Source organism: Ureibacillus sp. FSL K6-8385 (genome assembly GCF_038593155.1).
Classification (GTDB): Bacteria; Bacillota; Bacilli; order Bacillales_A; family Planococcaceae; genus Ureibacillus; species Ureibacillus terrenus.
Genome location: NZ_CP151968.1, coordinates 1,366,059 through 1,381,736 on the forward strand (window position 1 = coordinate 1,366,059; position 15,678 = coordinate 1,381,736).

The following is a 15,678-nucleotide window of genomic DNA, read 5'->3' on the forward strand; positions in this document are numbered from 1 at the left end:
CCCTGATTGCGGATGCCTCATTATAGTTAGGTTAAGTTATATTATAATTTAACTACGTTAGCAGCTTGTGGCCCACGGTTGCCTTCTACAACTTCGAATTCCACTTTTTGGCCTTCTTCAAGAGTTTTGAAGCCTTCGCCTTGGATTGCTGAGAAGTGTACGAATACGTCGTTTTCCCCTTCAACTTCGATGAATCCAAAACCTTTTTCTGCGTTAAACCATTTTACTGTACCTTGTTTCATTAAAAAAACCTCCAAAAAGATAAAAATATTTTTACAATATGGAATTATTTTTATTCGGAAAGAATAAAAAAATTCACATATTACGAAGAGTACCGTAAAAACCTCCGATCACTCTTTGTAATATGTGAATCTTCTGTTTCCGGCTCAATAATTCAATTGTAAATTCATTATACATTACCATATTACAAAATGTCAAACGATTTTCCTTTTTAAATCGTTTGTTGCGGATCGGGATGTTATTCTGTTTTTTCTATTTCTCATTATATGCCATTTCTTGCACAATTATACCATGGAAAATTTGCAATTCATCATCGCAAGCTTCGCAAAATCTCTTTTCATCTTCCGACCAGAATGCAAAATATTTACCTTTCCTGCTCTCTTCATGATCATATTTTTTTCGGAAGTCATCCAGTATTTGTTGCAGGGCCTGTTCCATTTCCTTCTTTGTATGAAAAATCTGCTCATAGACAATATGTGATTCCCAATCTTCAAATTGCCACCATGGTTCATAGTCCGCTTTCATATAAATGATTTTATACATTAAAATTACCTCGTTTCTTTATGAGTCATTGAAAAAATGCCGGAAAGATAATTTTAACGGGGGAAACTGAACAATTCCCCGCCGGTTCGCTTTCAATCTTTGTGATAAAAGTAGTATCATGAAATAGAGGACTAATAAAAAATTTGAAACTTTTATCCGACTCTGTACGTATTTTATACTAAGAGCACAAGGAGGTACATATCATGCTGGGGATCACGAATTTTCTTATACGGCATTTATTAAATTTTTTCTTCGGTACTGCAATGTTTATTATAGCAGTGGCCCAATTCAGCAGAGGTTTTTTTGATTTGCCCATCTTATCAGTTGCTATAATCGCTTCAATTTTAACATATATAATCAGTAATTTTGTGATCAGAAGCATCCAGAAGTTCAAAAGGATGAAGGAACTCGGCTTTACCCGTTCGGAATATAACCATATCGAATCCCAGTTGAAACAAGCGAAACGGTACATCAATTTATTGACACAACAATATATTCGTGTCCGTTCCATCCGTTCATTTAAGTTGATTAACGAAATGACAAAATTATCCCGGAGAATTGTCAACATCGTTCAAGCCAATCCGCAGAAATTCTATGCGGTGGAAGACTTTTTCTATTCCCATCTGCCGTCTGCGGTGCAACTGAGCAGAAATTATACGACATTGGTGCAACAGCAAATCAAGGATGCCGATGTCCATTTCGCTCTGGAAGATGCCCGCATCGCGATGAAAAAATTGCAGGGTTCAATGGAAGAAGACTTAAAATCGGCTTTGGCTTCCGATTTGGAAAATCTAATACTGGAATTGGATTATGTCAAACTGGAACAGGAAAAGAAACAACTTGACTATCGGAGGGAAAATCCATGATCGGGAAAAAGAGCTCTGAAAAAACCGCTGAATCCGTTTCAAAAAGCAAGAGCTCTTTTTCCATTGCAGAAGCGAAGTTCTTCCCTGCCCTCAACCAAGAAGAACGGTCAGAGGCCTTATTTTTGGCCAGTCAATTGGACACTCGCTATGAAACGATTCTGCGTTTTGGGGAGGAAGTTCAAAAGTCTTTAAAAGATTTTACTCATCAATTGTTGGTACAGGTACAAAGGAATGATACCTCACCGATCCGTGAAATCTTATCCAATTTAGTGGAACAATTGGATTCCATCAATCTTGAGGGCATTACGGACCAACGGAAAGGTTTTTTTAGAAAACTATTTAAACCAAAAGCATCCATTCAGCAAATCATCTCCCAATACAATCGGTTAAGCAAACAAATAGACCGATTAACAATTCACTTAAAGCGGGCTCAAGAAAATTTATTGAAAGATAATGCCTTATTGAACCAATTATATGAAAGAAATGAAGATTATTTTCATCGAATCAACCTTTATATTGCGGCGCTGGAAATGAAAAAAATGGATCTTTTGAAAGAATTGAAAATTTTGGAACACCAATTGGACGACCGGGACAATCCGATGTTTGAGCAAAAACTGTCCGATCTGCAAAATGCCATTGAGTGGCTGGACAGGAGAATGTATGATTTGCAATTATCCAGGGAAATCGCGATTCAAACAGCTCCGCAAATCCGGATGATCCAATCGACAAACGAAATGCTCATTGAAAAAATCCAATCTTCCATCTTATCCACAATTCCATTATGGCAATCTCAAATTTCCATGCTCGTGAATCTTAATCGCCAACATCGGGCCAATGAAACTGGCAAAAGTTTGGGAAGCGCTTCCGAAATGATCACGAGAAAAAATAGCGAAATGATGGGCCTCTCAGTGGAAAAGAAATTTGGTCCTGAAGAATTGACTCACCTAAAGGAAACACAGGAGCAGCTAATGGAATCCATTGCGGAAACATTGCGTATTCATGACGACCGGAGCGAGAAACAACAAACATTCAAAAAAACAATGCAGGATATCGGGACAATATAAAAAGCGCGGGTGCCAAAGACACTCGCGCTTATATTTTTTCAAAATACTCTTTATAATATCCTCCTACTTTGCCTGTGTTATCAATAATAAAAATAAATTCTTCCGTTTCGTTTTTCACTTCGTATTCTTTGCCGACTGTCAACACATTGGATACCAGATATTTTTTTGCATTCGTATTGACGCATCGCACTTTATATTTAGTAGGTGCATTTTTCCATTTCAAGTTCAGCATCGTTATACCCTCTCTTTTCTTTACTATGTCGTTTACAATTATATCATTTTCATCCAGACTATATACATTCAAATTGTCAAAATACATTATACAAAAACCTTTTCTTATTTGGCTATAAATCTGGTTCAAATGATTTTGCCAATCCCGTGGTCATAAACCATTTCTTCCGCCCCAAAAATGTTGGTCCTTTTTATTGGGAAGAAACGGCTTTTTTGCCAGAATCCCAATGTTTGCCCAATCCCCCCTTTTGGATGAAACCCTTCTTTCCTTGGAAACAAGCAGTTCCGCCATTGCCATCAACGAATATGATGTATGTACCAAAACAGTTCGAGATGAATTGTGGCAGTATACAAAAAGCCGAAACGCTTCGCGGAATATTTCACAATAAATATAATTGCAAACATAAGTACAGTTGTCATAGCACATTTCTGTGCAATTTACATATAATAATGATAAACCATTTTGAACTGTCCCCAAAAAGCATGATTAAATATTAAAAAAATGAAAAAGACTATAAATAAACCCTCCCTATGGCTTCAGAAGACTCTGCTGAGGAAAAGGTGATTTCCATGTTAAATTATTTGGACGTTGGAAAAGGAGAGGAAATAGTCTTTATCCATGGATTGGGAAATCGGATTCAGGCTTGGGCCCCGCAATTGGAGCTTACAAGCCAGTACCGTTTAATCATCATCGAATTGAGAGGGCACGGCCATTCTCCGGAAAAAGAAAATATCCAGGTAGAATTTTTCGCCAAGGATATTATTGAAGTATTGGATTATTTGAACATCGATAAGGCTCATTTCGTCGGCCTTTCCTTGGGCGGCATCGTTGCTTTGGAAATTTGTAAGCGTTTTAAAAATCGGGTAAAATCGCTCATTTTATGCAATACGACATATTATATTCCAACCTTGTTCGGAAACATTACTCTTGAGAAAACAAAACGGCTGATGAAAGAAACATCCCTCGATCATTTAAACGATCGCCTCATCAAGAAATGCTTATACAATCCGGAGGAGAAGAAGGTGTACGAATTGGCCAAAAATGCCTTCTACATCCGGGAAGATACGTACCTGCAATCGGTTCAGTCGGCTTTTGGAAGAAACTACTTTTATGATTTATTGACGATTGATGTTCCAACCTTAATTATTGCATCCCTGCACGATAAAGTGGTTCCGATCCACAATGCCTATTTGATGCATTACATGATTAGATCTTCCAACTTGATCATTTTTGAAAATACGGGCCACTTGTCCAATATCGAACGTCCGGAGCTGTTCAATTTGGCCATATCTCGGCATATTCAGGAATACCGGAACAAAGTCAGCTAAAAAAAGGACCGTTTCAACAAATCCGAACGGTCCTTTCCATTTTATTTATTTAATGTGCGTCTTAAAAATTCTCTCGTTCTCTCATGTCTCGGGTTGACGAGAACCTGTTCAGGAGGCCCTTCTTCTACAATGACTCCTTTGTCCATAAACACGACGCGGTCGGAAACCTCTTTTGCAAATTCCATTTCATGGGTTACAATCAACATCGTGTTTCCTTCTTCTGCAAGTTGTCGCATAACCTTCAACACTTCCCCGACCATTTGCGGGTCCAGGGCGGAAGTCGGTTCGTCGAAAAGCATCACTTCAGGATCCATCGCCAGCGCCCGGGCAATGGCAACCCGCTGTTTTTGACCTCCTGAAAGCTGCCGCGGTTTTGCATGTTTGAATTGTTCCATGCCGACAATCGTCAAATATTTCATGGCATTTTTGACCGCTTCTTCCTTCGACCGCTTCAACACTTTGATTTGGCCGATTGTACAATTTCCCAAAACGTCCAAATTATTAAACAAATTAAAGTGTTGGAACACCATCCCTAAATGGGTGCGATATGTTCTCTTATCGTATCCTTCTTCCAAAATATTTTGCCCATTGAAGAAGATTTCTCCGCCAGTTGGAATTTCCAGCAGGTTGATGCACCGCAGCAAAGTGGATTTGCCGGATCCGGAAGCGCCGATTAATGTCACCACTTCCCCTTTTTTTACCTGGAAATTCACGTCTTTCAACACTTCATGATCGCCGAATTTTTTATTCAAATGCCGTATATCGATGACCACTGACATCGTTTACTCACCACCCTTTGCCGGCTTGTTTCCTGTCACAAGCTCGATCCGGTAAGATTCGGAACCGTCCATTTTCTTTTCAAACAATAACAAGATGCGAGTCACTGTGAACGTCATGATGAAGTATAGGACACAGGCAATCAAGAATGCTTCCGGATAGCGATATGTACTTCCCGCGATGGAGTTTGTTGCGAAGAATAGCTCAACAACACTGATAACACTTAATACGGAAGAGTCTTTTATGTTCATTACGAGCTGGTTGCCGGTTGCCGGCAAAATATTGCGGGCCACTTGTGGAAGGATAATGTAGAGCATTGTTTGAAAGTGGCTCATACCAATCGCTTCGCTGGCTTCAAACTGTCCTTTGTCGATGGAAACAATGCCCCCGCGTACATATTCGGCCATATAAGCGCCCGTATTTAAGCTGATGACGATCAAACCGGCAATAAATCGGTTTAATTCAATCTCAATCGCGTATAATCCGTAAAAGACGACCATCGCCTGAACCATCATCGGTGTGCCCCGGAATAATTCCACATAGCAAGTAAGAATAAAATTGAATAGTTTCAATAGATAAGTTTTAAAAGATTTTTTTGAAAGCGGAATCGTGTGCATAATGCCGATAAAAAAACCGATGAGTGCACCGAAAATGGTACCGAGAACCGCAAGAATCAATGCAATCCAGGCACCATGTAAAAACAGATCCCAGTTTTCTTCAAAAATCTTCCAAACCGTTTCTAAGAAAGACATAAATAAATCCCCTTATTCATAGTTTTAATTATGCGAAAGAAATCTGATTGGCGAACCAGAGGGGAAATGGAAAAAGGTTGTCTTGTCAAAATGTAAATCTCAAGACAACCTTTCACCACACTATTGTTGTGATGGTTGATTTTTAATGGCTTCTTCCATGATTTGCTGGCGTTCTTCCTCTGAAATTCCAGCCAAAATTTTATTGATTTTATCCTTTAATGGTGAACCTTTTTTCAAACCGATTGCAATGGCTGTGTCTGATTCATCGGCCTCAAAGCCGTCTTCGGGAACGATGTAAGTAAATCCTTTGATCGCTTCTGCAGCTGACATTCCTTCAGGACGTTCGGAAATGTAGGCATCGATCGCACCGGAAGCCAACTGGATGCGCATTTGTCCAAAGTCGTTCGCCGGCACTTGTTTTTTCACGCCAGTCATTTGATCGATGACTTTGTAGTGGGTTGTTCCCTGCTGCGCAGTCACTTTTGCCCCTTTAAAATCGTGGATGGATTTCGCATTAGCATATGGACCATCTTTTTTCACGACAATGACAAAATCGCTCGTATAGTAGTTGTCCGTAAAATCAATGACTTCCATCCGTTTTGGCGTCGGAGACATTCCGGCAATGACAAGATCGATGGCCCCTGATTGCAATGACGGAATCAATCCATCCCAGTCCGTCTTCACAATTTCAAGCTCCATTCCGAGCCCTTCCGCAACGCGTTTTGCGATTTGTACGTCGTAACCGTTTGCGTATTCTTTGGAGTCCTTAATTGGAACAGCCCCGTTAGAATCGTCTTTTTGCGACCAGTTAAATGGCGCATATGCCGTTTCCATTCCGACTCTTAACACTTCTTTAGAACCGGTAGATTTGGAGTCTTCGGAATCTCCTTTTGATTTTTCGTCGCCGGAACCGCATGCGGTAAGAATGAAAACGGTTACCAAAGAAATAAGCAATAATAATAGGTTCCTTTTCATATATTTCCCCCCTGTTTCTAATCCGCTTACAAATAAAAAACGACCTAAGAAGAACTTCAGGTCGCATCAATTTGTAAGACAAAACCCTAGTTCCACTTTGGAAAGAAAAGCGCTTCTTACATATTTAGTATAGAAGGGCTCTTTAGTGGTTATTCATGGAAGCCTTTGAGAATGCATTGTAAATTTTGTTCATCAAGAGGCCGGAATATGTAATTCTTACAAAAGAATAACCCAGTATAGGACTAATTGTCAATAATCTAGGAATTTATGATTAATACCAAATATACTCCCCAACCAAAGGAAGGGGAGTATATTCGCTTCTTTCAATTATGAATTTAGGAGCAGGTCTTCTGGATTTTCGATTAATTCTTTTACAGTTTTCAAGAAGCCGACAGAATCTTTTCCGTCGATGATGCGGTGATCGTAAGATAGTGCCACATACATCATTGGACGGATTTCCACTTGTCCGTTGATGGCAACCGGACGGTTCACAATGGCATGCATTCCCAGGATTGCGACTTGTGTACCGTTGATGATCGGAGTGGACATTAATGAACCGAATACACCGCCGTTTGTAATCGTAAATGTTCCGCCTTGCAAATCGGAAAGGGCCAATTTTTTCTCGCGGGCTTTTTGAGCAAGTTCCGCAATTTCTTTTTCGATTTCAGCGAAGTTTTTGCGGTCTGCATCGCGAACAACAGGAACTACAAGACCTTCCTCAGTGGATACCGCAATTCCGATATCGTAGAAATTGAATTTGTGAATTTCGTTTCCAACAATTTGTGCATTGACATATGGATATTTTTTCAATGCAGCAACAACGGCTTTTGTGAAGAAGGACATGAAACCAAGTTTGATGCCGTTTTCTTTCACGAACTGTTCCTGTTTGCGTTTACGCAATTCCATGACGTTCGTCATATCGATTTCGTTGAAAGTTGTCAACATTGCCGTATTTTGTTTTACTTCAAGAAGGCGTTTTGCGATTGTTTGACGGCGACGGCTCATTCTTTCGACTGTTACACGGGAATCATCAATTGTCGCAATTGGTGATTTCGGTTGTGCCGGTTGTGCTGGTTGTGCCGGTTGTGCTGGTTGTGCCGGTGCAGCAGGTTGAGCTGCATGGGCAGCAACATCTTGGACACGGATTCGGCCTTGTGGGTCTACTGGCGAAATTGCTGCCAAATCAATTCCTTTTTCACGAGCAAGTCTTCTTGCTGCAGGAGAAGCCACAATACGTCCTCCGGCAGATGTCTCTTCAACTGGTGCAGCTTGAGCCTGCGGTTGAACAGGTTGAGCTGGTTGAGCTGGTTGTTCTGCTTTTGGCTCTTCTTTTGCAGGTTCAGCCTGTGGAGCTGGTGTAGGAGCAGCGCCCCCTGCCGCCGGCTCGACAATGGCAATTGTTTGCCCGACATTTACAGTATCGCCTTCTTCAGCGAGAATTTGCGTCAATACACCCGCTTCTTCGGAAATAATTTCTGCATTGACTTTGTCTGTTTCTAATTCAACAATGAATTCTCCTTTTTCGACAGGATCTCCGACTTTTTTCACCCATCGTGCAATAGTACCTTCTGTAATCGATTCTGCTAATTCAGGGACTTTGATTTCAGCCACTTTCAATATCCTCCTTTAAGTCTCAACACTAATCTGAATTCTTCTGTCGCAATCATAGGTCTGCCAAAGCGTCGCTGATCACTTTCGCTTGGGCGGCTTTATGTGAATCTGCATCGCCTTCTGAAGTAGAAGACATTTCCGGACGGCCAACATAACGAACTTTTTTGCCATCAGCAAGTTCAAGCAAGTATTCCAGAACGAATCTCCAAGGTCCTTGGTTTTTAGGCTCTTCTTGAACCCAAACGATTTCTTTTGCTTTAGGGTATCTAGCGATAATTTCTTTCAATTTTTCCATTGGGAATGGATACAATTGTTCAATTCGAAGAATGTGAAGCTTATCGAATCCTTCGCCATCTTTGACGGCTTCTGCCAAGTCGATTGCCACTTTGCCTGAAGCCAAAATGATGCGCTCCACTTTTTTAGCGTTTTGTCCAAGGCCAGGCTGTTCAATAACTTCTTCAAATTTGCCTTCGGATAATTGTTCCAAAGTCGCCGCTGCCAACGGATGGCGCAATAATGATTTTGGTGTGGCCACCACTAAAGGACGCACCGCTTCTGTGCCAAGCAATTTAGCCTGTCTGCGCAATAAGTGGAAGTAGTTGCCTGCATTGGAGCAGTTCGCAACGATCCAGTTATTTTCAGCGCACAACTGCAAGTAGCGCTCGATGCGTGCTGATGAGTGCTCTGGACCTTGTCCTTCCATACCGTTTGGCAACAATAACACCAATCCGGATTTAATTCCCCATTTTGAGCGGGCTGCAGAAATGAAGTTATCGAACATCATTTGGGCCATATTTGCGAAGTCCCCGAATTGTGCTTCCCAAATTGTCAAAGCCTTTTCGTTTTCAAGATTGTAACCATATTCATAACCGACAATCGCCGCTTCTGTCAAAGGAGAGTTATATACGCTAAAGGATGCTTTTGAACCGGAAATATGATGCAATGGCGTCCATTCAGAACCGTTGTTTTTATCATGCAGTACTAAATGGCGCTGAGAGAATGTACCGCGCTGTGCATCCTGTCCAGAGATGCGGATTGGGTTTCCTTCGCGCAAAATGGACGCAAACGCCAATGTTTCAGCATGACCCCAATCGATTTTTCCTGTTTCAAGGGCTTCAATTCGTCTTTTCAAAATTCTTGCCAATTTATTTTGCGGCTCGAAGTTTTCAGGCCATGCCAACAATTCTTCGTTGATTTGTCTCAATTCATCTGCAGGAACGCCTGTTTCGACTTCAGGAAGAGGCTGTTTTACCTCTTCAGGCATTTCAATTTCCAAATGCCCTTTTTCTTCCCCGACTTTCTTTACATAATCATAAGCTTTTTGCATTTCGGCATATACGTCTTTATTTAACTGCTCTGCTTCTTCTTTTGTGACAATTCCTTCATTGGCTACCCGTTCAGCATATATTTCGCGGACAGTCGGATGTTTTGCGACGATCAAGTAAGTGAGCGGATTTGTCACCGTAGGATCGTCTGTTTCGTTATGTCCGTATCTGCGGTAACCGATTAAGTCGATCAAAATGTCTTTGCCAAAGTTTTGACGGTATTCAAATGCAAATTTCGCTACTTGAACCACCGCTTCAGGATCGTCTGCGTTCACGTGCACAATCGGAATGCCATAACCTTTTGCCAAGTCGGATGAATAATGGGTAGAACGGGAATCATAGCACTCCGTCGTAAATCCGATCATGTTGTTTGAAATGATATGGATGCTTCCTCCGGTAGAGAATCCTTTTGTTTGTGCCATATTGAATGTTTCTTGCACAACACCTTCTCCGCTGAACGCTGCGTCGCCGTGGACAATCACCGCTAAAGCTTTCGAAGTATCTTGCACCGGTGCGCCTGGTTGTGATGTGTCTTCTTGTGCCGCTCTAGTTGCGCCTGCGACAACAGGGCTAACCACTTCCAAGTGCGAAGGGTTGTAGGCAAGTTTAACAGTCAAGCCGGATTTTCTGTGATATGTCGCACCCATGTGATACTTAACGTCGCCTGTCCAGCCTTTGGAAATTTCAAGTGAACTGTCTTCAGGGAAGAAGTAATCGTTTGGCACATGGGCAAAATCCGCAAACATCATTTCATACGGCTTTTTCACAATATGCGTCAATACATTCAAACGTCCGCGGTGAGCCATACCGATTTCGAGCTTTTTCAAATTATCCTGCTCTGCGGATTTAACAATCTCGTCGATTAAAACAACTAGTGTATCCAGGCCTTCGACAGAGAATCGTTTTTGGCCTACGAATGTTTTATGAATGAATTTTTCGAAGTTTTCAATACGGGTAAGTTTTTCTAAAACGGCTTTCTTTTCTTCCGGTGTCAATGCCGCATTAAAGAAGCCCGATTCGATTTTGGATTGAATCCAGTTTTTTTCGGCTTCGTCTTCTACATGGGAGTACTCAAAGCCGATTTTCCCTGTGTAAAGGGAACGCAAATATTGGACTGCTTCAAGACCGTTGGAAACGTTTGCAGGAACGTTACTAAAGAATAAAGAAGCAGGCAATTCGGCCAAGTCAGCATCTGTTAAACCATATGTTGATGGTTCAATTTTTGTGGAGTCTAACGGCCGGTCTTTTAGTGGATAAACATCAGCTGCATAATGGCCAAAAGCGCGCACCGCATCTGCTAATCGGATCGCTGCCAAAACTTTTTTCAAATCTGCTGCTTGAGCCGCTGGTTGGGCGCCGCTTGTTGCTTCTTCCAGAACAGGGGCACCATAACGTCGGAACAACTCAACTAAATCTGAATCCACTTCCTCAGGGTTTTGCAAATATAGTTCATATTGTTCCATCAAATACCCCAAGTTAGGACCAGAAAATGCTGACCAAGGAGATCCAGCTGTAATAACATTGTTTGACATGAGAAAAACCTCCAAATTTTGCTAAATCACAATCCTTATAATAAATTTAAAGTAAATTCAACTTCTTCTATTAAATTTCATTTATATAATTTTTATGAGAAGAACCTTTTTTCCATCTCAATATTACTACTCTTCACAAAAAATACAACTATTTTTCACAAATTTATATGAAAAAATTTGAGTGGACGGAAAAATTTTTTTATTAGCATTTAAATAAGGAATAGAAACACGCTTAAGCCATAAAAAATTTGAATATTATGTGCTTTTTACCTATTTTCACTATGTTATTAAGATAAATAAGCCACCCCCGAAAATCCAAATTCGTTCCAGAACATTGCGGCAAAATTATTATCAGCATACAAATAAATTTAAAAAAGGAAATAACGGTTTTCAAATTTTATTTTCTGATCGGTTTCCGCTTTGTGCAAAAGCGGCCCGCAAATACATCCACTCATTTTTCCAAGTGAACTATAGTTTATTGTAACATTTGAGGATATATCTTCAAGCACTTTGCAATTATGTTCATAATTCTCCGCTTCATTTTTTTCATGTTCTTTCTGACGGTCAGACGTCCATTTTTGCTCCACCGCTTTCCACCTTCATATTATAACCATCTATGAATTGTTAATTCTTTCATGCTGATGACAACACTTCATATATACAATACAATTTCAAAAAAATTTTTATTCATTTTGCAGCATCAAAATCATGCCGATAAAAAAGCTTATAATTTCTGGAAAATATACGGTTTTAACTTTTTTTTACAAATCTTTTATATAAAATTGAAAAAAATGTTTAAATCATTCTATAAATGGTTAATTAATAAATGTAAGCATGACACCCCTTAACACTTTTTTCACCCGGAGTAATTTTTTCTCCAAAATTTTAGTGCCACAATTTAAGGGAACTTAAATTGTGGCACATTTTTTTTAAATTCCATGAATTTTTAAAGGAAAATTTTTTATTGTAGTCACATTTTTTGCGATCGCGCATAATGTATTTTTATGCTCCTGACCCGGAATTCAGCAATTCGTAAAATGTTCCTGGTTTGAAGGCATGGGTTTTAAGGTACTTTATAAATAAAACATTCATCATTTTAATTTGCTTTTCCTAAAAAAAAGCGGAACATTCCAACCTATTATTTAATTGTAACATAAATCGTTGTAAATAGTTGAACTCCCATGGATTTTTTTATAAAATTGTTCTATTGCATTCACAAACTTTACACAGAAAATCCCGCGTTTTTTAAAACAAAATGCCGACTATTCGAGGTATATTAATGTTAAAGATATACCGGGCAAACAATCAGAATTATATTGGAAAAACTTGTGGATGCAACATAAAATGAAAATTGATGAAGACGGCGAATGATTTATTCTTCTGTTTTTGGAATTTTTTTCAATATAACCCAAAAAAAGGAGGCGTTAATATGCTAAAACCGCGAGACTTGTTTGAAACGAATGAATTGTACCAATTGATGATTCATCCGTCGGTATTCCCATATGTTCGTCACAAGGCGTACAGCCCAGAGGAATATTTGTTCATTACAAAACAAATCATCGAAGAAGAAGTTTTGGGCAAGACGATTTCCAGAACGATTCTCGACGAATGGGGCCAACCGATTGGAACGATCAGTCTGTTCGACATAAAAGACGGTGCAGGATTTCTGGGAACTTGGATTGGCGCACCCTATCAAGGAAAAGGATACAATCAATTGGCGAAAAAAGAATTTTTGAACGAAATATTTTTTAAACATAATTTCCATACAGTCTTCTTGCGAATACGCAAAGAAAATATAAAATCCAAGCGGGCCTCCTTAAAATTGAAGTACGTCATCAGTGCGAACGAATTGCATCCGAGCTTGTACGAGGAAATCAATTCCGGAGAAGCAAAATATGATTTATATAAAATACCGCGGGATCTGTTTTACATGGTAATGGCCAATGAACAGGAAAATACGGAAGAACAGGTTATATAAATTAAAAAACACCAAATCAAACAAAAAGATGATTTGGTGTTTTTCATTATTTCTCGTATTGCAAAATTAACTCCACCATTTCTTTTGGCGTCTTCGGTCTTTCCGCTTTCGACATCGCCCCTAAAATGGCGTCCTTCTTTTGGATCAAGGTTTGAAGGGCCTCCATAAAGGTTTCTTTTGTCAATTGCTCCTCTTCCAGCACTTCCGCAAATCCCTGATTCTTGAACAATTTCGCATTTAAGATTTGATCCCCCCGGCTCTTTGCCGAAGATAACGGTATCAAAAGCATCGGTTTTTGTAATGCCAAAAATTCAAAAATGGAATTGGAACCTGCGCGGGACACGACAAAATCCGAAGCGCTGATCAAATCCGGCAATTCCTTTGTAACATATTCGAACTGTTTGTAGCCTTTGATATCGGAAAGCTGAGGATCCATATTCCCTTTTCCGCAAAGATGAATGATATTGAAATTTTCCAGCAATTTACTCAAATTGCTCCGGATTGCGTCATTTAATACTACGGAACCTAAACTGCCGCCCATGACAAGCAGCACCGGTTTTCCCGGGGCAAATTGGCAAAGTTTCAAGCCCCTCAATTTATTCCCTTTGAACAGCTGTTCCCGTACGACGGAACCTGTACAAGTCGCTTTATTTTTTGGCAAATAATTTAACGTTTCCTGGAAAACGGTAAAAATATGGGATGCAAATGGCTGGGCCAATTTATTGGCAAGCCCGGGCGTCACGTCGGATTCATGGATGACCACCGGAATATTCGATAATTTGGCGGCAATGACAACAGGGACTGAAACGAACCCTCCTTTGGAAAAGACGATGGACGGCTTTGCTTTTTTCAAAACCGCATAAGCTTGGCCGATTCCCGCCAATACTCTGAAAGGATCGGTAAAGTTTTTCAAGGAAAAATATCTTCTTAATTTTCCGCTCGATATACTGTGGTAAGGAATTTCGGGAAAATTTTTTGTTATCAATTCCTTCTCTATGCCGTTGCGGGAACCGATGTAATGGACGGAATATCCCGCCTCTTGCAAAGCAGGAATAATCGCCTCGTTCAACGAAACATGTCCGGCGGTTCCCCCTCCGGTTAAAACGATTGTTTTTTTGCTCACGATGAATTCCCCTATTCTCATAAAACTGCTTTCTTGAATGTTTCAACTTCTTGTTCACATTATGCGTCCATGACTGATTTTATCATAAAGTGCGGCAGAAACAATGCTCTGAACCGCTTTTTTTGGTGCATGTCAAAATGTTGGAGTTAATCTTCAATAATTTGATTCATCCCCGCGAGTTTGCTTTCAATCCGTACAAGATGGCCAACTTCAACAAGCTGCCCGTTTCATCCATACAATTTCTTAAAAAAAAGAGCGAATCCCTTTTCCGCTCTTTTTCAAAATCCTTTATAGAAATTCCTATTTCACTTTTGAATAAATTGTTGTGTCCAATAGTATCCGTTTTCCGCAAAACCTACACCGATGTGCGTATAATTTGGATTTAATATATTCGCCCTATGTCCCGGCGAGTTCATCCAGGCGTTCACCACCTGTTCAGGCGTTCTTTGGCCTTGCGCGATGTTTTCACCTGCCGCGCGGAATTGGATGCCTGCCGCGCGCATCTGATCAAACGGGCTGCCATATGTCGGGCTGGTATGAGAGAAGTATCCCAAATTGGCCATATCCTGCGATTTTACTTTAGCCGCAGCCATCAACGGACTGTACATCTCAAGAGGCTTCAACCCCGCCTTTGCCCGTTCCGCATTTGTCAACTCCACTACTTGGCGTTCAAATTCGGATACTTGCAAACCGGTTGATGTTTCTTCTTTTGCCTGAGGCGCTTCCGCCTGCAGGATTGGAGCAGAAGGGGCTGCATGTTTTGCTTCATTGGTTTGACGGGATTCTAAATAGTCATCGGTTTGTTCGGATCGGTTTCCAGTTGCCTTTTGCTTATTGAAAGTTGATTCTGTCCCCCCATCGGAAACCGGCACCTCTTGTTGTTTTGGTTTTCCCGCAATTTTCTGGGATTTAGAAGTTGGTTGCTGGACTTTTCTTTCTTCCCGCGGATTGTCCCATTCTTTTTCTTGCTGTGCGATCAGTGACCTTGAAATGATTGATTCCAATTGATTTTTTGCCTGTTCAATCGCCAATGTCAGCTGCTTTAAAATTGCTGTTCCCGGCAGAGTCGGCTCCTGCGACTTTTTTGCAAGAATGCCATGTTCCCATTTAAGTACAATCTTTTCAATCGGTTGCAACGCTTTCCCGGAAGGCTCTTCCATTGAAGACGCCGAACCGGCTTGCGGCACCGCCACAGCAAACAAAAACAATGCACAAACCGTAATGAACCATTTTTTCATATTTCCACTCTCCCTTCACTTTCCATGATAAGGGAGAAAAAATGTAAAAAATGGTCCATACCCTGGAAAAGAATCAAAATAATGACAATCCCTT

The 15,678-nt window shown here is 40.5% G+C and carries 15 protein-coding genes; 4 read left to right on the forward strand and 11 right to left on the reverse strand.

Going from position 1 to position 15,678, the window contains the following annotated elements:
• Positions 1–41: 41 nt before the first annotated feature.
• Positions 42–242, reverse strand: a complete 201-nt coding sequence (locus NST62_RS06620) for a cold-shock protein (RefSeq protein ID WP_141602514.1) — start codon at positions 240–242, stop codon at positions 42–44.
• A 250-nt stretch (positions 243–492) separates the two neighbouring features.
• Positions 493–783 (reverse strand): DUF1033 family protein, encoded by a 291-nt coding sequence (locus NST62_RS06625; protein WP_342463246.1) that lies wholly within the window; start codon positions 781–783, stop codon positions 493–495.
• Positions 784–1,046: 263 nt separating this feature from the next.
• Between NST62_RS06625 and NST62_RS06630 the strand changes: the two genes are divergently transcribed.
• Together NST62_RS06630 and NST62_RS06635 are read left to right on the forward strand one after the other, a co-directional pair.
• Positions 1,047–1,649, forward strand: a complete 603-nt coding sequence (locus NST62_RS06630) for a 5-bromo-4-chloroindolyl phosphate hydrolysis family protein (RefSeq protein WP_246045860.1) — start codon at positions 1,047–1,049, stop codon at positions 1,647–1,649.
• Complete coding sequence (locus NST62_RS06635; RefSeq protein WP_141602517.1) at positions 1,646–2,713, forward strand: toxic anion resistance protein; 1,068 nt, start codon at positions 1,646–1,648, stop codon at positions 2,711–2,713. The genes NST62_RS06630 and NST62_RS06635 overlap by 4 nt, the downstream gene beginning before the upstream one ends.
• A gap of 28 nt (positions 2,714–2,741) precedes the next feature.
• Here the strand turns inward: NST62_RS06635 and NST62_RS06640 are convergent, their stop codons facing one another.
• Entirely contained in the window at positions 2,742–2,945 is a 204-nt protein-coding gene (locus NST62_RS06640) for a DUF6501 family protein (protein ID WP_141602518.1), read from the reverse strand.
• 569 nt (positions 2,946–3,514) lie between these two features.
• Between NST62_RS06640 and NST62_RS06645 the strand changes: the two genes are divergently transcribed.
• Complete coding sequence (locus NST62_RS06645) at positions 3,515–4,273, forward strand: alpha/beta hydrolase (protein ID WP_181733248.1); 759 nt, start codon at positions 3,515–3,517, stop codon at positions 4,271–4,273.
• Between the two features lie 41 nt (positions 4,274–4,314).
• Here the strand turns inward: NST62_RS06645 and NST62_RS06650 are convergent, their stop codons facing one another.
• The 6 genes from NST62_RS06650 to NST62_RS06675 form a co-directional block, all read right to left on the reverse strand.
• A complete protein-coding gene (locus NST62_RS06650) occupies positions 4,315–5,052 on the reverse strand; it encodes an amino acid ABC transporter ATP-binding protein (protein WP_141602520.1) in 738 nt (245 codons plus the stop codon).
• 3 nt (positions 5,053–5,055) lie between these two features.
• Positions 5,056–5,802 carry an amino acid ABC transporter permease gene (locus NST62_RS06655; protein WP_141602521.1) on the reverse strand — a complete coding sequence of 249 codons (747 nt, stop codon included), beginning with the start codon at positions 5,800–5,802 and terminating at the stop codon, positions 5,056–5,058.
• 120 nt (positions 5,803–5,922) lie between these two features.
• Positions 5,923–6,777, reverse strand: a complete 855-nt coding sequence (locus tag NST62_RS06660) for a transporter substrate-binding domain-containing protein (RefSeq protein WP_141602522.1) — start codon at positions 6,775–6,777, stop codon at positions 5,923–5,925.
• A 327-nt stretch (positions 6,778–7,104) separates the two neighbouring features.
• A complete protein-coding gene (gene odhB / locus NST62_RS06665; protein WP_342463247.1) occupies positions 7,105–8,388 on the reverse strand; it encodes a 2-oxoglutarate dehydrogenase complex dihydrolipoyllysine-residue succinyltransferase in 1,284 nt (427 codons plus the stop codon).
• Between the two features lie 52 nt (positions 8,389–8,440).
• Entirely contained in the window at positions 8,441–11,245 is a 2,805-nt protein-coding gene (locus tag NST62_RS06670) for a 2-oxoglutarate dehydrogenase E1 component (protein WP_141602524.1), read from the reverse strand.
• Between the two features lie 368 nt (positions 11,246–11,613).
• On the reverse strand, positions 11,614–11,832 hold the full coding sequence (locus NST62_RS06675; protein ID WP_328216129.1) for a hypothetical protein: 219 nt from the start codon (positions 11,830–11,832) through the stop codon (positions 11,614–11,616).
• Positions 11,833–12,674: 842 nt separating this feature from the next.
• Between NST62_RS06675 and NST62_RS06680 the strand changes: the two genes are divergently transcribed.
• The gene (locus NST62_RS06680; RefSeq protein ID WP_141602526.1) at positions 12,675–13,223 is read left to right on the forward strand and encodes a GNAT family N-acetyltransferase; all 549 of its coding nucleotides are present in this window, start codon (positions 12,675–12,677) and stop codon (positions 13,221–13,223) included.
• Positions 13,224–13,269: 46 nt separating this feature from the next.
• Here NST62_RS06680 and NST62_RS06685 read toward each other — a convergent pair whose 3' ends face one another.
• Both NST62_RS06685 and NST62_RS06690 read right to left on the reverse strand, forming a co-directional pair.
• Complete coding sequence (locus NST62_RS06685) at positions 13,270–14,346, reverse strand: undecaprenyldiphospho-muramoylpentapeptide beta-N-acetylglucosaminyltransferase (RefSeq protein ID WP_141602527.1); 1,077 nt, start codon at positions 14,344–14,346, stop codon at positions 13,270–13,272.
• A 305-nt stretch (positions 14,347–14,651) separates the two neighbouring features.
• Positions 14,652–15,584, reverse strand: coding sequence for a CAP domain-containing protein (locus NST62_RS06690; protein ID WP_246045857.1), 933 nt, complete (start codon positions 15,582–15,584; stop codon positions 14,652–14,654).
• Positions 15,585–15,678 lie beyond the last annotated feature (94 nt).